This window comes from Polynucleobacter bastaniensis (assembly GCF_018882205.1).
GTDB lineage: Bacteria > Pseudomonadota > Gammaproteobacteria > Burkholderiales > Burkholderiaceae > Polynucleobacter > Polynucleobacter bastaniensis.
The window spans coordinates 119031-135684 of record NZ_JACVOU010000005.1 but is presented as its reverse complement, the minus strand read 5'-3'; the positions used below and the strand labels follow the sequence as shown (position 1 = coordinate 135684).

At 45.9% G+C, this 16654-nt stretch carries 16 protein-coding genes; 9 read left to right on the top strand and 7 right to left on the bottom strand.

Annotation, left to right across the window (positions count from 1 at the left end):
• The first annotated feature begins 190 nt into the window (after positions 1-190).
• The 4 genes from ICN22_RS10010 to ICN22_RS09995 all read left to right on the top strand — a co-directional run bounded on the left by ICN22_RS10010 (position 191) and on the right by ICN22_RS09995 (position 1939).
• Entirely contained in the window at positions 191-763 is a 573-nt protein-coding gene (locus ICN22_RS10010; RefSeq protein WP_216170709.1) for a phasin family protein, read from the top strand.
• Positions 764-860: 97 nt separating this feature from the next.
• Positions 861-1163 (top strand): YciI family protein, encoded by a 303-nt coding sequence (locus tag ICN22_RS10005; protein ID WP_216170707.1) that lies wholly within the window; start codon positions 861-863, stop codon positions 1161-1163.
• Positions 1164-1241: 78 nt separating this feature from the next.
• A complete protein-coding gene (locus ICN22_RS10000; protein ID WP_216170705.1) occupies positions 1242-1595 on the top strand; it encodes a toxin-antitoxin system TumE family protein in 354 nt (117 codons plus the stop codon).
• Entirely contained in the window at positions 1592-1939 is a 348-nt protein-coding gene (locus ICN22_RS09995) for an HVO_A0114 family putative DNA-binding protein (protein ID WP_216170703.1), read from the top strand. The genes ICN22_RS10000 and ICN22_RS09995 overlap by 4 nt, the downstream gene beginning before the upstream one ends.
• A 114-nt stretch (positions 1940-2053) precedes the next feature.
• On the opposite strand, the gene ICN22_RS09990 is transcribed toward ICN22_RS09995, so the two are convergent.
• Positions 2054-2647, bottom strand: a complete 594-nt coding sequence (locus tag ICN22_RS09990) for a 3-keto-disaccharide hydrolase (RefSeq protein WP_216170701.1) — start codon at positions 2645-2647, stop codon at positions 2054-2056.
• A 129-nt stretch (positions 2648-2776) separates the two neighbouring features.
• On the opposite strand from ICN22_RS09990, the gene ICN22_RS09985 reads away from it, so the two are divergent.
• From ICN22_RS09985 to nadB, 4 genes are all read left to right on the top strand, one after another.
• Entirely contained in the window at positions 2777-3001 is a 225-nt protein-coding gene (locus tag ICN22_RS09985; RefSeq protein WP_216170699.1) for a hypothetical protein, read from the top strand.
• 199 nt (positions 3002-3200) lie between these two features.
• Entirely contained in the window at positions 3201-5003 is a 1803-nt protein-coding gene (locus ICN22_RS09980) for an NAD(P)H-dependent oxidoreductase subunit E (protein WP_216170697.1), read from the top strand.
• A gap of 41 nt (positions 5004-5044) precedes the next feature.
• Positions 5045-7939, top strand: a complete 2895-nt coding sequence (gene fdhF / locus ICN22_RS09975; RefSeq protein ID WP_216170695.1) for a formate dehydrogenase subunit alpha — start codon at positions 5045-5047, stop codon at positions 7937-7939.
• A gap of 97 nt (positions 7940-8036) precedes the next feature.
• Positions 8037-9698 carry an L-aspartate oxidase gene (gene nadB / locus ICN22_RS09970; RefSeq protein WP_216170693.1) on the top strand — a complete coding sequence of 554 codons (1662 nt, stop codon included), beginning with the start codon at positions 8037-8039 and terminating at the stop codon, positions 9696-9698.
• A 2-nt stretch (positions 9699-9700) separates the two neighbouring features.
• On the opposite strand, the gene ICN22_RS09965 is transcribed toward nadB, so the two are convergent.
• The 6 genes from ICN22_RS09965 to pgi all read right to left on the bottom strand — a co-directional run bounded on the left by ICN22_RS09965 (position 9701) and on the right by pgi (position 15366).
• Positions 9701-9976, bottom strand: a complete 276-nt coding sequence (locus tag ICN22_RS09965) for a BrnA antitoxin family protein (protein WP_216170691.1) — start codon at positions 9974-9976, stop codon at positions 9701-9703.
• Positions 9936-10205 (bottom strand): BrnT family toxin, encoded by a 270-nt coding sequence (locus ICN22_RS09960; protein ID WP_216170689.1) that lies wholly within the window; start codon positions 10203-10205, stop codon positions 9936-9938. The genes ICN22_RS09965 and ICN22_RS09960 overlap by 41 nt, the downstream gene beginning before the upstream one ends.
• Before the next feature lie 177 nt (positions 10206-10382).
• Positions 10383-11237 carry a carboxylating nicotinate-nucleotide diphosphorylase gene (nadC, locus tag ICN22_RS09955; protein ID WP_216170686.1) on the bottom strand — a complete coding sequence of 285 codons (855 nt, stop codon included), beginning with the start codon at positions 11235-11237 and terminating at the stop codon, positions 10383-10385.
• A 23-nt stretch (positions 11238-11260) separates the two neighbouring features.
• Positions 11261-12388 (bottom strand): quinolinate synthase NadA, encoded by a 1128-nt coding sequence (nadA, locus tag ICN22_RS09950; protein WP_216170684.1) that lies wholly within the window; start codon positions 12386-12388, stop codon positions 11261-11263.
• A 50-nt stretch (positions 12389-12438) separates the two neighbouring features.
• The gene (locus tag ICN22_RS09945; protein WP_216170681.1) at positions 12439-13824 is read right to left on the bottom strand and encodes a phosphomannomutase/phosphoglucomutase; all 1386 of its coding nucleotides are present in this window, start codon (positions 13822-13824) and stop codon (positions 12439-12441) included.
• Between the two features lie 45 nt (positions 13825-13869).
• Positions 13870-15366 carry a glucose-6-phosphate isomerase gene (gene pgi / locus ICN22_RS09940; RefSeq protein WP_216170680.1) on the bottom strand — a complete coding sequence of 499 codons (1497 nt, stop codon included), beginning with the start codon at positions 15364-15366 and terminating at the stop codon, positions 13870-13872.
• 139 nt (positions 15367-15505) lie between these two features.
• Here pgi and ICN22_RS09935 point away from each other — a divergent pair, with 139 nt between their 5' ends.
• Positions 15506-16642 carry an NAD(P)/FAD-dependent oxidoreductase gene (locus ICN22_RS09935; protein ID WP_216170677.1) on the top strand — a complete coding sequence of 379 codons (1137 nt, stop codon included), beginning with the start codon at positions 15506-15508 and terminating at the stop codon, positions 16640-16642.
• Positions 16643-16654 lie beyond the last annotated feature (12 nt).

Here is a 16654-nt window from a genome sequence, read left to right as displayed (position 1 = left end):
TTTGCCCCAAATCACCATCTCAGGCTAAATTATTTTGCCCCTCAACCCCCTGTTTTTAATCAAAAAAGGGGGTTTTTGATGTTTTTGTTGCGTCGCCGCAAATAAACCTTGCAGTGCAATAAAAAAACTTTTTAGAATGGTGCATTGCAATACATTTTTTATCAATTTTATAAAAGTTAGGAAAACCACCATGTTCCAAAATCAATTAAACGACCAAATGACACAAGCTCAAACTAAAGCTGTTGAAAACGCAAAGTTCTTGGCTCAAGTAGCTGTTGAAAGCGCAAAAGAATTAGCTGAAATCAACCAAGCTACCGCTAAAGATGCTTTAGTTGTTGCTCAAGATGCAAGCGCTCAATTGTTGGCAGTTAAAGATGTACAACAATTGGCAAAATTGGTTCAGCCAGAAACAGCACAAGAAGCTGCTAAGTACGCTGCTGCTTACCAAGCTAAGGTAAACAAAGTTGTGCGTAACAGCAATAAAGAAGTTGCTCAAGTAGTTGATGCATCCATTGATGATGTACGCGCTGACATGGTTAAGTTTGTTAAAGAAGCTACTAAGACAGCTCCTGCTGGTTCTGAGGCATTTGTATCTGCATTCAAAACTGTATTTGAAACTTCACTCCAACAGTTTGACCAAGTTCGCGCTTCAGCAACTGATGCTTTCGCAAACTTTGAGAAAAGTGTTGATGCTGCAATGGCTAACTTTCAAGGCCAATACGCAGTAGCTAAGCCAGCTGCTAAAAGCCGTAAAGCTGCTTAATTCGTTTTAATAGCTTTGCGCGAGAAACCGCCTTAGGGCGGTTTTTCTTTTTCCGCTTGCCGTAAGATGGATGTTTTAGAGCTAATGAGGAGAAAACGTGATCTTTGCAATCCTGTTAATGGATCGTCCCGGTACAGCAGAATTACGCATTCAGGTGCGACCCGAGCATCGCGCTTACTTAGGTAAGTTTGCAGACAAGATGGCCTTTGCTGGCCCACTGACTTCTGAAGATGGCAAGACAACAGTGGGTAGCTTGTTAGCGATGGATTTTCCAAGCAAGGCAGCTGTTGAGGCTTGGCTAGCAGATGAGCCATTCACCAAAGCAGGAGTCTATGAAAAGCCGGTCATTCATGTGTTTAACAATAGCTGGCAACAAAAGGTTGGTTTTCCGCCTGCATAAAAACAGGTAGCAGTACTATTCCCCCATTCCTATAGAGGTTGATACTTTTGATATATCATTAGTTGATATATTTAGGCAATGAAATCACTTGGTAAGAATGTCTTATTAGATTTGCATGGGCAGGTCTTGGATCAGGAGGGTGGGTATTGGGTAAAGATAGAGGCATGGGAGGTTGAGGCGACTGCTTCTATTCCCCATGGAATTCGATATTCTTTAACTTTACATAACCCTCGGGGAGTTCGAATATTAGGTTATGACAATGCTCATGCGACAAAGTTTGCTGGCTATGCAAATCGTAAGCTTCCATATGATCACAAGCATCGTTGTGCGACAGATCTGGGAACAAGTTATGATTTTAAGAATGCCTATCAATTATTAAAGGATTTTTTTGAGGATGTTGATAAGACCTTAAGATTGGCGAGAGACAAATGAAAGTAATTAAGATAGGAATTGCATCTCAGCAACAAATGCGTCAGCGCGTTCTGATGGTAGCTAAGGGTCAGCTGAAAGTTCAACCGAGCGATCCCAAAATATGGTTTACCTCAATGCGCTCATTAGCCCAAGTTCTCAGCGATGAAAATCGTGCGCTATTAAACGTCATTCGCGAATCAAAGCCGATCTCGATTTCAGAGTTGGCGGAATTAACTGGACGCAAGCAGGGTAATCTATCTCGCACCCTTAAGACGATGTCAAATTACGGTATCGTCAAGATGCACAAGCACGCAAGAGCATTACGTCCAATAGTTTGTGCTGATAGGTATGAAATCTATGTTTAATAAAAGCGCTACTTTGTCGCTAGCACTGATTTCACCGCTCTGTGACTTGCCCCTATCTAAGTAAAAGGGGCCGCCTTATTTGAGGCGCCCCCAGTAAATTGACCTAGAGATAATTTAGATTGCCTTAATTTGTAGTTTCCTAAATTTAATGATGCCACCGGCGGACTGAAGAGCAATGGGTCCTTCAGAAAACTTGCTATCTCTAGCATCTGTAACAGTAAGCACCCCATTCATCATTACTTTGAGCTGAGGTCCATTGGCCGTAATTTCCATGGTGTTCCAGCGCCCACCAGCTTTGTGAATTGGATTGACCTTGGCAATATCAACAATGGCCCCGGTGGAGTACTCCTGTCCTGGACGTGTATCCCAGATATTAATTTCATAAGCATTACCAGCGGTGACTTTATTGGGATCTTGGCAGCGAATAAAAATTCCGCTATTGGTGTCAGATTCAGCCCAAAATTCAGCGCGAATAATGAAGTTCCGATAGCTTTTATTACTCACTAAAAATCCGGATGGCTTATTGCCCTCGACTATTCCTTTGCCGATGACCCAATTCGCGCTGCCGATGATGTTCCAACCGTCTAAGCTAACGCCATCAATGAGATCGGTGTAGCCATCTTGTGCTTGAGCATGGGTGTTGATAGAAAGCAGGGCAATAGTCAGCGAAAAGGCGATTGCTAGAACTTGTTTTAAGCTTGTGTGCATTATGTTCTCCGAATGTATTTATCTGTATAGCTGCAATGATGCTCCCATACATTGTTGCTGACTTATCTCTAATTCCACAAGTACTCACTTTCCCTTAACTTGGAATCAGGAATCCAGTAGACTTAGGGTATGAATTCAATTACACCGCGCTTCTTAGCCACCCTTGTTTCTATTGCCGCTATTGCCTTAACGGGGTGCGGCTCTATTGAGTCAGCAGCCCAAGATGACTGTACTTCGATTGGTTGGCAAATCGGCAGCAAAGGCTATAACGATTGCTTTAAGGCGCGTGTTTATGAGCGCAAGCTGGATTACGCTCCGCCACCGGGCAGTAAGCCTTCCCCATCCGTCATTTAATAGGGTTTACCCTAGTTAAATTCACTTGAGCGCCGTCAAGGACTTGAGTGCCAAAATGACCCAAAATCATTAGTGACCTTGGGAGTTTCCTATTTAGAGCAAGCGCAGCTGTTTCTTGCCAATTCGGACCTTATCAAGCGTAGCTTCAGACTTAAAAAAATAGCTCCATTATTGCGACTAGAAATTAGAGATTAAAACTATGAATCACCCAAAACCCTCGGCTGAAGTCAAGGCTGTTGCTGTAGCAACAGCAGATGATTTAAGGGAAACCATTCGTCGCAAGAGCAAACTTAAAGGGCGTCAAGCAGACGATGTCTCATTGGCAGAGGTTCGCCAGTTAATCGGTGCTGCAGCTGATCGTCGTGATTTACTGATTGAAAATCTACACAAGCTCAATGACGAATACCGCGCTTTACATGATCGTCACTTAGTTGCCCTCGCAAAAGAAATGAATTTGCCGATGGCAGAAGTTTATGAGGTTGCTACTTTTTATCATCACTTTGAAGTGGTGCGTGGCAATGATCCGGTTGCAGATATCACTCTGCGGGTTTGTGATGGTGTTGCCTGTGAGCTGGCTGGTGCGCAAAATCTATTAGCGAAGTTACCGGCAATCTTGGGCAATCCTAAGATTAAAGTGGAGGCTGCTCCCTGCGTGGGTCGTTGTGAGCAGGCTCCAGTAGCAGTTGTGCATCAGTACCCGGTATTGTTTGCAACTACGGATAAGGTCGCTGCCGCCGTCAAAAATAATCTGACTACTCAGCCAATGGCCAAGGACAGTGCGAGTTTTGATCCTGCAGCTTTAGCAGAGCAGGGCGTATCTCCGCAAGGTGAAAATCAAGCAGTTTCACCAGACTATGTAGGTTACGAGTCTTATCGCGCACTGGGTGGTTATGCCTTAGCAAAAGAAATTGTTGAGGGTAAAAAAGACGGCGAGAGTATTGTCAAGATAATGGAGAGCTCAGGACTTCGCGGCTTAGGTGGCGCAGGCTTCCCAGCAGGGCGTAAGTGGCGCATTGTGAGAGATCAAGTCGCTCCGAAATTGATGGCAGTGAACATTGACGAAGGTGAGCCAGGTACATTTAAAGATCGTACATATTTGGAGCGCGATCCACACCGCTTCTTGGAAGGTATGTTAATTGCTGCAAATGTAGTGGGTATTGATGCTTGCTATATTTATCTGCGCGATGAGTACCATGGTTGCCGTGAATTGCTCGAAGTAGAGTTGGCTAAGCTTATAGCAAATCCTCCATTTAAATTGCCACTGATTGAGTTACGTCGTGGTGCGGGCGCTTATATCTGCGGTGAAGAATCTGCCATGATTGAGAGTATCGAAGGCAAGCGTGGAGAGCCCCGTATGCGTCCTCCCTATATTGCGCAGGTTGGCTTGTTTGGTCGTCCAACACTAGAGCACAATTTTGAAACTCTCTACTGGGTGCGCGATATTGTTCAGCGTGGCCCTGAGTGGTTTAGTTCTTTTGGTCGCCATGATCGCAAGGGCTTACGTAGCTTTAGTGTTAGCGGTCGAGTCAAAAACCCGGGCGTAAAACTGGCTCCAGCCGGAATTACGATTCAGGAGCTGATTGATGAGTATTGTGGCGGCATGCAAGATGGCCACAAGTTCTACGGCTATCTACCTGGCGGCGCTTCAGGCGGTATCTTGCCAGCAACGATGAATGACATTCCGCTAGACTTCGATACCTTGCAGCCTTATGGCTGTTTCATTGGTTCTGCTGCGGTGATGGTGTTTGGCGATAAAGACAAGGCGCGCGATATGGCGCTCAATGTCATGCACTTCTTTGAGCATGAGAGTTGCGGTCAATGTACGCCATGTCGTGTTGGCACCAGCAAGGCTGCCAAGTTGATGCAGTCACCATCTTGGGATCAAGACACTTTAGAAGATTTAGCAACGGTGATGGTTGACGCTTCTATTTGCGGCCTAGGTCAAGCTGCACCAAATCCAATTCGCTGTATTGCAAAATATTTCCCGCAAGAAGTTCAATAAGGAAGTTGCTTAATAAAAGAATAGGGAAAAACGAGACAAATATGAATGCACCAGTAAATCCTAAAGAACTTGAATTGCAAACCGTTGAGTTCAAGCTCAACGGCAAGACCATCGTTTCTTACGAAGGCGAGACTATTCTCAAAGCCGCTAAACGCCACGGGATCGATATTCCGCATCTGTGTTTTAAAGATGGTTATCGTGCTGATGGTAATTGCCGTGCTTGCGTAGTAGAAATTAATGGCGAACGTACTTTGGCACCCAGTTGCTGTCGTAGCGCAACTCCAGGTATGGATGTCAAAGCGAATAGCGAACGTGCACTCAAGAGTCAAAAACTCGTCTTAGAAATGTTGTTATCCGACATGCCGGACGAAGGTTTTAAGTGGGTAGGTGACAGTAAGGAAGAAGAGCAAAAAAATCAACATGGCGAATTGAGTACCTGGGCTGAACGCTTAGATGTCACAGTACGTCCAGAGCTCAAGGCATTGCGCCGTGAAAAAGTGAGTCATGACGTATCTCACCCAGCCATGGCGGTGAACTTAGATGCCTGTATTCAATGCAATCGTTGCGTGCGCGCCTGTCGTGAAGAGCAGGTCAATGATGTGATTGGTTATGCAATGCGCGGTTCTCATAGCGAGATCGTGTTTGATCTGAATGACCCAATGGGCGATAGTACTTGCGTTGCTTGTGGTGAGTGTGTGCAGGCTTGCCCAACGGGTGCATTAATGCCCAAGGGATTAATTGGCTCGCAAATAGTTGATCGCAAGGTAGATTCAGTTTGTCCATTCTGCGGCGTAGGTTGTCAGATTACTTACAACGTGAAAGATGAAAAGATTGTTAGCGTAGAAGGTCGTGATGGCCCAGCTAATCACAACCGTCTTTGCGTTAAGGGTCGCTTTGGTATGGACTACATCCATAACCCACAGCGCCTAACAAAGCCGCTCATTCGTAAGGCCGGTGTTGCTAAAGATGAAGCTTTGCTAGAAGGTAAGCAAGATTGGTCCGACATTTTCCGTGAAGCTACTTGGGAAGAGGCTTTGGAAGTTGCTGGTGGCGGCCTGAAGAAACTCAAAGATCAATACGGCAATAAGGTGTTGGCTGGATTTGGTTCTGCAAAAGGCAGTAACGAAGAGGCTTACTTATTCCAAAAACTGGTACGTACTGGTTTTGGTAGCAATAACGTCGACCATTGCACTCGTCTTTGCCATGCATCATCAGTTGCTGCGCTTTTAGAAGGCGTCGGCTCAGGAGCGGTAAGTAATCAAGTGAACGATGTTGAGCACTCAAGCCTTATTTTTTTGATCGGCTCAAATCCAACCGCAAACCATCCCGTTGCCGCTACCTGGTTTAAGAATGCCGCTAAACGAGGCGCAAAAATTGTATTGTGTGATCCACGTGCGACCGATATTAGTAAACATGCCTGGCGCACCATGCAGTTCAAGCCCGATACTGACGTGGCGATGCTCAATGCCATGATCTTCACAGTCATTGAAGAAGGATTGGTCGATAAAGACTTTATCGAGAATCGCTCTAATAATTTTGAAGCTCTAAAAGAAAATATCAAGGGCTATAGCCCAGAAGCAATGGCACCAATCTGCGGTATTCCAGCAGAGACTTTGCGTGAAGTTGCCAGAGAATTTGCAACTACTAAGTCAGCCATGATTTTGTGGGGCATGGGTATCAGTCAGCACATTCACGGTACTGATAACGCCCGTTGTTTAATTGCTTTAGTGAGTATTACGGGTCAAATTGGTAAGCCTGGCTCTGGCTTGCATCCACTTCGCGGACAAAATAATGTACAGGGTGCAAGTGATGCGGGATTAATTCCGATGATGTTCCCGAACTACCAGCGCGTAGACAATCCAGAAGCGCATGCCTGGTTCGAGAAATTCTGGGATAGCCCGTTAGATAAGAAGCCCGGTTACACCGTGGTAGAGATCATGCATAAGATCACTGCGCCCGATAGTGATCCCGATAAGATTCGCGGCATGTATGTCGAGGGTGAGAACCCTGCGATGAGTGACCCTGATTTGAATCATGCTCGTCATGCTTTAGCTTCTTTGGATCTTTTGGTTGTCCAAGATATTTTTATGACTGAGACTGCGCTTCTAGCAGACGTGGTCTTGCCAGCAAGCGCATGGCCTGAGAAGGTTGGTACTGCAAGCAATACCGATCGTATGGTACAGATGGGTAAAAAAGCGATTAATCCCCCTGGAGACGCGAAGCCCGATTTGTGGATTATTCAGCAAATCGCTAGGCGCATGGGCCTGAACTGGAACTATCAAGGTGCTGACGACGGTGTTGCAGCGGTGTATGACGAGATGCGTCAAGCAATGCATGCAGCTATCAATGGTATTACTTGGGAGCGTTTAGAAAAAGAGTCTAGCGTGACTTACCCCTGTTTATCCGCTGAAGATCCAGGTCGACCAATTGTATTTGATGACAAGTTTGATACTAAAGATGGCAGAGTGAAGTTAGTGCCAGCCGATATCATTCCTGCGAATGAGCGCCCAGATGCGGAGTATCCATTTGTGCTGATTACAGGACGTCAGTTAGAGCATTGGCATACTGGCAGTATGACGCGCCGTGCAACCGTCTTGGATGCGATTGAGCCGATGGCTACTGTGTCGATGCATGGTGAAGATATGACCCAGTTAGGTGTATCTGCTGGCGATGTCATTACGGTTCAGTCACGTCGTGGCGAAGTAGCTATCCACGTTCGTCGAGATGATGGCACTCCGCGTGGTGTGATCTTTATTCCGTTTGCTTACTACGAAGCTGCAGCCAACTTAATTACCAACTCTGCCTTAGATCCATTTGGCAAGATCCCAGAATTTAAGTACTGCGCAGTCAAGCTTGCCAAAGGTGGTCATGCTGCTGCCGTAATGGGCTATGGAACTAATGATCCTAGTAGGCAAGAGCCTGAAGTCATCTCCTAAGCTGTTTTGCACAACCTAACAAAGCCCCCTTACCAGGGGCTTTGTTGCTTTAAATCTCTTAGAATATCTCTTTATCGATTGCCCTTTAGAATTAAACATGGCTAGTTCAAAACCCCAAACCCCACCCTTCGATACCAAAGCAGAATTACCCGTCCTAATTATTGGAGCAGGTTTAGCCGGCCTGACCGTAGCTCTTCATATGGCAGAGACGCAGCCGGTCATTGTGATGGCCAAGCGCGGTCTGGGTGAGGCTGCAACTGCCTGGGCTCAAGGTGGCATCGTTGGTGTGGTTGATAAAGTGCATGACAGCGTTGACTCTCATGTAGCCGATACCTTGGATGCTGGCGCTGGTCTTGTAGTGGAATCTACTGCCCGATATATTGCTGAAGAAAGTGCAGAAGCTATTCGTTGGCTAGTTGAGCAGGGAGTTCCGTTTACTGCTGATGAGACTGGCCCCATGGGCTTGCATCTCACGCGTGAAGGTGGCCATAGCCAACGTCGGATTGCGCACGTTGCGGATGCTACCGGTAAAGCTATTCATGAAGTATTGTTAGATAAAGCACGAGCCCATAAAAATATTCAACTGCTAGAGCACTGGATTGCTTTAGATCTGATTACCAATCGTCACTTAGATACCAAGACTCAACGCACTAAACCGAATCGTTGTTATGGCGTATATGCCCTCGATATTCAAAATAATCGTGTAGAAACAATTGAAGCCAAGTCAGTAGTGTTGGCTACCGGTGGTGTTGGCAAGGTATACAAATACACCAGCAACCCCGACACTGCTACAGGCGATGGTATCGCTATGGCTTGGCGTGCAGGTTGCCGTGTCGGTAATATGGAGTTTATTCAGTTTCATCCAACATGCTTGTATCACCCTAGTGATAGAACCTTTTTAATCACCGAGGCAATGCGTGGTGAGGGCGGTTTACTTAAACTCCCTAACGGTAATCGCTTTATGCCCGAGCATGATGAGCGCAACGAATTAGCGCCGCGTGATATTGTCGCTAGGGCAATCGACTTTGAGATGAAAAAGCATGGTCTCGATTATGTTCATCTTGATGCGACCCATTTAGGTGAATCGTTTATTCAAGAGCATTTCCCAATGATCTATGCGCGCTGTATGAGTTTGGGACTAGACATTACTAAAGAGCCTATTCCAGTAGTGCCGGCAGCGCATTACACCTGTGGTGGCGTAGTGACTGACCTCAAGGGCCGTACTGATTTGCCTGGTCTGTATGCAGTAGGCGAAGCTACTTATACCGGTTTACATGGCGCTAATCGCTTGGCTAGTAATTCATTATTGGAATGCATCGTCATTGGTAAGGCCACTGCTGCAGATATCTCTGCAATGAAAACAGCAGTAATGCCAAAACTACCATTGTGGGATGAGAGTCAGGTCGAGGATGCCGATGAGCAAGTGGTAATTGCTCATAACTGGGATGAGCTGCGTTCATTGATGTGGAATTACGTCGGAATTGTGAGAACCAATCGAAGGCTAGAGCGAGCATTGCACCGCATCAAACTCCTCAGATACGAAGTACAGGAGTATTACGCGAACTTTAAAGTAACACGTGACTTAATTGAGCTTCGCAACCTGTTGGAATGTGCTGAACTGATCGTGAGATCAGCTTTAATGCGTAGAGAGAGTAGAGGGCTGCATTACAGCCGTGATTACCCAGGTACTTGGGCAGTTTCTTATCCAACTATTTTGACTCCACAGGCAGAAGGTACTTCAGAAAATCCTGAGACCTAATCTCATTGAAGATCGCCTTTTAAAACAGCTTCTTTAATGTAATTATTTAGTCGGGTTTGCCAGCCTTTACCACTCGCCCGTAGTTTTTCCAGTACATCAAAGTCCATTCTGAGACTCAGCATCTCTTTAGTGTTTTTAATGGGTGGTCTACCAACACCTCTTTTGATAAGAGTATCGCCAACATAGACGTGGGCATCCTTAAACCATTGCTCATCTAACTCTGGCGCGTCATCTGGATCAACCCATTCTTCCTGCATATTTTTTAATTTCACGTTCATTTGCTCTCCTCAGGCTGATAATTCTTCTTTTGATACCTCTGTAGGTCCACACAACAACTACTGGAGTGTTATCTAGGTAGCCAAAACTGAATACTCGAACTTCACCATAATTCTTTCTGTAATCAATTTGATCCATATGTGAGGCTTCAAAGATCTCATTTGCTCTTGCCATATCTAGGCAACGTGTAAATAAGGTTATCTCTCGCTTTACATCGTCAAATTCAATCACTAAGTCACCCTGTTAATGTATATACAAAAATAATTAATGTCAATACATAAATTAAGCCCTTAAAGACTGAAAGCCCAATAGATGCGTAGGATTAGTCTAGAAAAGAAAAGCCCCGCCGAATATCGGAGGGGCTTTGTAATGGCGTCAGCATTAGGCTGACCTCGGTGGGCAGATTACCTACAAAATTCTCATCGAGAAATCCACCGCCTTAATATCTTTGGTCAGTATTCCGAGAGAGATCCGATCAACGCCCGTAGCGGCAATAGCACGTATCTGATCTAGGTCGATACCACCAGATGCTTCCAATAATGCGCGTCCATTGGTAAAGGCAACAGCTTCCTTCATTTGATCGGTAGTAAAGTTATCAATCAAGATATTTTTTGCCCCAGCACCCAAAGCCTCCTTCAATTCAGTAAAGTTTTCTACTTCAACCTGAATATCCACCCCAGAATTTAAAGCCTGTGCAGCTTTCACTGCAGCGGCAACACCTCCTGCGGCAGCAATATGATTCTCTTTAATTAAGATGCCATGCCAAAGTGCAAGACGTTGGTTTTGACCGCCACCGACACGAACTGCATACTTTTGCGCTTGACGTAGGCCTGGAATCGTTTTTCGGGTATCGAGTACTGCACAACCATTGGGATTTGGGCTGACACCGGCAATCGCATCAACATACTGACGCGCACTACTGGCAGTCCAAGATAGTGTTTGTAAGAAATTAATACAGGGACGCTCAGCAGAGAGCAGGGCGCGAGAGTTAGCCTCAATATCGCAGACCTTAGTATCGGGCTTCATCAAGTCGCCCTCCCGGTAGTACCAATTCACTTTCGCTATAGGGTCCAACTTCTTGAGGGTGCCTTCAAACCAATCTACTCCACATAAAACCGCTTCTTGACGAACGATCAGTTGTGCATGCACAGGTTTACTGGGAACTAATTGCGCAGTCCAATCACACTTGCCAATATCCTCCATCAGCGCATCAGCAATATTGCGTTGACGTGCCTGCTCTAAGGTTTCGTTGTAATCAAACATACGTATGCAGTTAAAAAGTTAAATTAGGCGGCGCCAATATTCTTCACAAAGCCATGCTGGGCTTTTGCAAGCAGGTCGGGATGATTCTGGGTGAAGTCGAGCATGCGCTCGATACAATCAAGCGCTTTAACTCGAATACCTTCCTCAATGAAGATTTCGCCAGAGGCGTTTTCAAGGCAATCCAAGATTCCTTGCAAGCCATTCATGGCCATCCAAGGGCAATGAGCGCAACTTTTACAGGTAGCACTATCGCCAGCAGTCGGGGCTTCAATTAATATTTTATTGGGTGCTAATTGGCGCATGCGGTGTAAGATGCCATTATCGGTAGCAACAATGTATTTAGTGGCAGAGCCTTCAACCACTGCTTTGATCATGGCAGAGGTGGAGCCCACCACATCTGCTAAATCTACAACTGCTTGTGGAGATTCGGGGTGAACTAACACCATGGCATTGGGATGAGCGGCGATCAATATTTCTAGTTCTACCGCCTTGAACTCATCATGAACAATACAGGCACCATTCCATAGCAACATATCAGCGCCAGTCTGCTCTTGAATATAGCGACCCAAGTGCCGATCGGGTGCCCATAGAATTTTTTTGCCCTCAACTTTGAGTTGATGGACGATCGCTAAGGCGCAAGAGCTTGTCACCATCCAATCGGCTTGTGCCTTAACAGCAGCACTCGTATTGGCATAGACAACCACAGTACGATCCGGATGCAATGCTCTGAAGGCGGCAAAGTCAGTAGCATCGCAACCCAGGTCCAAAGAGCAGGTCGCTTCTAGGTCTGGCATGAAGACGCGCTTTTCAGGGCTCAGAATCTTGGCAGACTCTCCCATGAAGCGCACACCAGCCACAATCAAGTTCTTGGCAGAGTGATTTTTGCCAAAGCGTGCCATTTCTAATGAGTCAGCAACAAAGCCACCAGTTTCTATTGCAAGGTCTTGAATATCTCCATCAACGTAGTAATGTGCAACTAAAGCAGCATCTTTCTCGATCAGCAATTGCTTAATACGGGTAATGACAGCAGCTTTCTCGCTGCCATGCAGTTGTGGGGGTGTTTTTGCCCAAGCCTGGGCGGTGCAGGTGGTTCCGGCAGCATTTTGCTGGGGGTAATCGAAGGCTATAGGATTGCTAATAGTGGAAGTCATGAGTAATTTTATCTCTATTACATTAGCTGGCGACAGCCGACCTTAATTACTTAAAACGGCAGCTTTGCTTCCGGCTTTGCAGCTAACAAGACCGCCTTAAACTCAGACTGTATACGCTGAATAGCCTCTTTGCTATCAGCCTCAAAGCGCATCACCACAACTGGTGTTGTATTGGAAGGTCTGGCAAGACCAAAGCCATCCGCGTATTCCACTCGCACACCATCAATCGTATTGATTGACTCTGATGTCGGGAATGTCGCATTGGCTTTGATTTTTTCTAGCAGGGCAAAAGGTTCACCTTCGGCGCAAGCGAGTTGCAATTCTGGGGTGCAAATTGCATTTGGCAAGTCGTTGAGAGTATCGCTTGGATCTTTTTCTTTACTCAGAATCTCTAGTAAGCGAGCACCCGTGTAGAGACCATCATCAAATCCAAACCATCGATCCTTGAAGAAGATATGACCGCTCATCTCACCAGCAAGTGGAGCACCAGTCTCTTTGAGTTTGGCTTTTACTAAAGAATGTCCTGTTTTCCACATAATGGGTTCGCCACCATGCTCTTTTACGTAGGTCGCTAGATTACGAGTGCATTTCACATCGTAAATAATTTGACCGCCAGGATTGCGAGAGAGAACATCTTTTGCAAATAACATCATTTGACGGTCCGGAAAAATCACCTGACCATCTTTAGTGACCACACCTAAGCGATCGGCATCCCCATCAAAGGCAAGACCCAATTCGTTATCGGTAGTCTGGAGGTTCTTAATAAGGTCTTGCAAGTTCTCAATATGGGCTGGATCCGGATGGTGATTGGGGAAATGCCCATCAACTTCACAGAACAATTCTTGAACTTCGCAACCTAAAGCTCTGAAAAGCTTGCCAGCAAAAGCGCCACCAACACCATTGCCACAATCCACTGCAATCTTCATGGGGCGAGCCAGCCTCACATCGCCGACGATATAGTTGAGATACATCGGAAAAATATCAAAGGCACTTCGATTTCCTTGGCCAATAGTAAATTTCTGAGCTTCTATACGTTTGCGCAAATCCTGAATCTTGTCACCGTAAATGGCTGCTGTACCCAATACCATTTTGAAGCCGTTGTAATTTGGGGGATTGTGGCTGCCAGTAATCATGATGCCGGACTTGGGAGTCTTGCCATTGATGGTGTGATTGGCAGCGAAGTAGACCATCGGTGTAGCAACCATGCCTAGATCAATCACATGAATGCCAGTAGAGAGCAGACCTTCTGTTAATGCCTCAATCAAGCTAGGGCCAGATAGACGACCATCGCGGCCAATAACAATATCAGTCTCACCAAGCTCACGCATTTCAGTACCAAACGCCTGACCAATCAGTTTGGCGATCGAGGGATCTAAGGTCTCATCAATAATGCCGCGTATGTCATAAGCTTTAAAAATAGATGGAGACAATTGCATTGCAGATCTTTCAGTAAAAACACCCGAGTATTGCTAGAGTGATAACTAGTTATTTGAATTTAATAGATTTATACGGGCAGCAGTAACAGCATCAATATCTGCACTAGCAGCAATATCGTTCTGATGACTTGCTAGTGCTTTCTCAATCGGCTTAGCTAGTACTTTGCCGTATTCCACGCCAGGTTGATCAAAGCTGTTGATGTTCCACAAGGCACCTAAAGTCGCAGTGCGATTTTCATACAAAGCAAGTAAGGCGCCAAGATAAAACGCATTAAGTTTGGGGAGCAACAGGAGGTTGCTTGGACGCTTACCTGGGTAAATATCATTTGGATTTACAGCAGTCTTGCCATTGGCTAGCGCTTGCGATTGCGCCAAACAATTAGACAGCAGAATGCGGTGATGCGCTACAGCTTCAGGTCGATCACTCATCGGTTCACGCACGGCAATGAAATCAATCGGAATGATTTCGGTACCCTGGTGAAAGAGTTGAAAGTAAGAATGCTGTGCATTACTGCCTGCACTACCAAACACTACCGGTGAAGAATGCTTCACTGGCTTGCCATCACGATCCACACTCTTGCCATTACTCTCCATATCGAGCTGTTGCAACCACTTCGGAAACCAATCTAAAGCATCAGCATATGGAATAGCTGAATAGGCTTTGATATTGTGTTTCTCTTGCTGGTGGAGCAAAGAGAGCGCCATGATGACAGGGAGATTTTCTTCGAGGAGTGCATTTTTAAAATGCAAATCCATCGCTTCGGCGCCAGCTAAAAACTGTTTGAATGTCTCAAAGCCATATTGCAAAGCAATTGGTAGACCTACTGCCGACCATACAGAGTAGCGTCCACCGACCCAATCCCAAAAAGGAAAGATATTACCTTGGCTTACGCCAAAGTCCTTAGCGGCAGGGATGTTGGCAGTGACTGCATATAAGGAGTGAGCAATTTGGCTGGTTGTGCAGCCGCTGTCTTTAAGCCAGGCAACAACCGCCTTGGCATTCATAGAAGTCTCAAGTGTCGTGAATGACTTTGAGACCACAATCACGCGAGTACTATGAGGCTGAGCACGTGCCAAGATACGTGCTAACTCAGCAGTATCAATATTTGCCAAAAAATGCATGCGCATGCCGCGACTTTCAATACCGGGAACATGGGCAAGTGCTTCAATCGCTAAGCGAGGACCAAAGTCTGATCCACCTATGCCGATATGAATGACATCGGTTACGCCAACCCATGTACTACACAGTACATCAATGCGATGCCAAACTTCAGAAACCGCGGGCATGACATCTTTGCCATCGATCAGGACTGGTGTTTTACTTAAATTGCGCAGCGCAGAATGAAGGGCGGGCCGATCCTCACTATTATTAATGTGTTTACCAGCGAACATATCTGCAATAAATTGCCCTAGATGTCTTTGGCGAGCGGAAGCAAAGAGCGTTTTCCAGCTAGCTGTATCAATTCCTTGATAGGCGGTATCGAGCACCACATCAAGGGCAGAGTGAATACTTTGGTTGGCTAATTGGGCTTGCGCAGACATAGCTAGATTTTATCAATAAGGACATCAAAATCCCCTTAAAACGCTGAAAATGTTACGATTTCATCAATAACAAGGCTTTATCTTAGGCAAAAGTCATTACGAAATTGAGACATATCTGAAATCAAGTCAGGAATAGCGGATGGAGCAGGTTGATTGCGTTGTAGTAGGCGCTGGAGTAGTTGGTTTAGCAGTTGCTCGCGAGATGGCATTGCAGGGTCGAGAAACGATTTTGCTCGAGCGTGAAGATTCTTTTGGAACCATCAGTAGTGCGCGCAATAGTGAAGTGATTCACGCGGGGATTTATTACCCTAAGGATTCTCTAAAGGCTAAGCTCTGCGTAGAAGGTAATCGCCTCTTATATGAATACTGCCGTAGTCATCAAGTGAGCACGCAAGCCTATGGTAAGTTAATCGTTGCAGCAGACGCTAGTCAGCTAGATGATCTACAAGCCATTTTGTACAAAGCCCAAAACAATCAAGTCCCCGACATCAAGATGATTTCAGGTGCGCAGGCGAAAGCGCTTGAGCCACAGTTGCAATGTGAGGCGGCAGTGCTCTCGAGTTCAACGGGTGTAGTAGATAGTCACGGATTAATGCTGTCATTGCTAGGTGGGTTTGAGGATGCGGGCGGCATGGTCGCCTATCAATCTCCCTTACTTAGCGCTAAGCCGATCGGCAATGATGCCCAAGGTGGCTTTGAGCTCACGATTGGCGGAGCAGATGGCATGACCATTCAGACTAAATTATTGATTAATTGTGCGGGGCTCAGTGCCCCAGCACTAGCTCAAAAAATTGAAGGCCTCTCGAAAGACCGAATACCCAAAGCCTACTTCGCAAAAGGTAATTACTTCTCTTTATCCGGTAAATCTCCGTTCAGTCATTTGATATATCCAATACCTGAGCCTGGCGGCTTAGGCGTTCATCTCACTCTCGATATGGGTGGTCAGGCGAAGTTTGGTCCAGACGTAGAATGGCTTGATATCGATGAAGAAAGCCAGATTAACTACACAGTGGATCAAGGACGGGGAGATAGCTTTTATGCAGCCGTCAGAAAATATTGGCCCGACCTTAAAGATGGCTCTTTACAAGCAGATTACTCGGGCGTCAGAGCCAAAATCGTCCCGCCAAACGCCTCGGCAGGAGACTTTTACTTTGAAGGCCCCCAGCAGCATCAACTAAACGGATTATTCAATCTGTATGGCTTTGAGTCCCCGGGCCTTACCTCTTGTTTAGCAATTGCCCAGCATTTGGAGGCGCAAATCAAAAGTTCTCTATAATCCAAGCTCAAT

What these genes read in the sequence shown, in the direction of transcription:
- ICN22_RS10010 (WP_216170709.1), top strand. Translation starts at nt 191, where the DNA reads ATGTTCCAAAATCAATTAAACGACCAAATGACACAAGCTCAAACTAAA.
- ICN22_RS10000 (WP_216170705.1), top strand. Translation starts at nt 1,242, where the DNA reads ATGAAATCACTTGGTAAGAATGTCTTATTAGATTTGCATGGGCAGGTC.
- ICN22_RS09995 (WP_216170703.1), top strand. Translation starts at nt 1,592, where the DNA reads ATGAAAGTAATTAAGATAGGAATTGCATCTCAGCAACAAATGCGTCAG.
- ICN22_RS09990 (WP_216170701.1), bottom strand. Translation starts at nt 2,647, where the DNA reads ATGCACACAAGCTTAAAACAAGTTCTAGCAATCGCCTTTTCGCTGACT.
- ICN22_RS09985 (WP_216170699.1), top strand. Translation starts at nt 2,777, where the DNA reads ATGAATTCAATTACACCGCGCTTCTTAGCCACCCTTGTTTCTATTGCC.
- ICN22_RS09980 (WP_216170697.1), top strand. Translation starts at nt 3,201, where the DNA reads ATGAATCACCCAAAACCCTCGGCTGAAGTCAAGGCTGTTGCTGTAGCA.
- fdhF (WP_216170695.1), top strand. Translation starts at nt 5,045, where the DNA reads ATGAATGCACCAGTAAATCCTAAAGAACTTGAATTGCAAACCGTTGAG.
- nadB (WP_216170693.1), top strand. Translation starts at nt 8,037, where the DNA reads ATGGCTAGTTCAAAACCCCAAACCCCACCCTTCGATACCAAAGCAGAA.
- ICN22_RS09965 (WP_216170691.1), bottom strand. Translation starts at nt 9,976, where the DNA reads ATGAACGTGAAATTAAAAAATATGCAGGAAGAATGGGTTGATCCAGAT.
- nadC (WP_216170686.1), bottom strand. Translation starts at nt 11,237, where the DNA reads ATGTTTGATTACAACGAAACCTTAGAGCAGGCACGTCAACGCAATATT.
- nadA (WP_216170684.1), bottom strand. Translation starts at nt 12,388, where the DNA reads ATGACTTCCACTATTAGCAATCCTATAGCCTTCGATTACCCCCAGCAA.
- ICN22_RS09945 (WP_216170681.1), bottom strand. Translation starts at nt 13,824, where the DNA reads ATGCAATTGTCTCCATCTATTTTTAAAGCTTATGACATACGCGGCATT.
- pgi (WP_216170680.1), bottom strand. Translation starts at nt 15,366, where the DNA reads ATGTCTGCGCAAGCCCAATTAGCCAACCAAAGTATTCACTCTGCCCTT.
- ICN22_RS09935 (WP_216170677.1), top strand. Translation starts at nt 15,506, where the DNA reads ATGGAGCAGGTTGATTGCGTTGTAGTAGGCGCTGGAGTAGTTGGTTTA.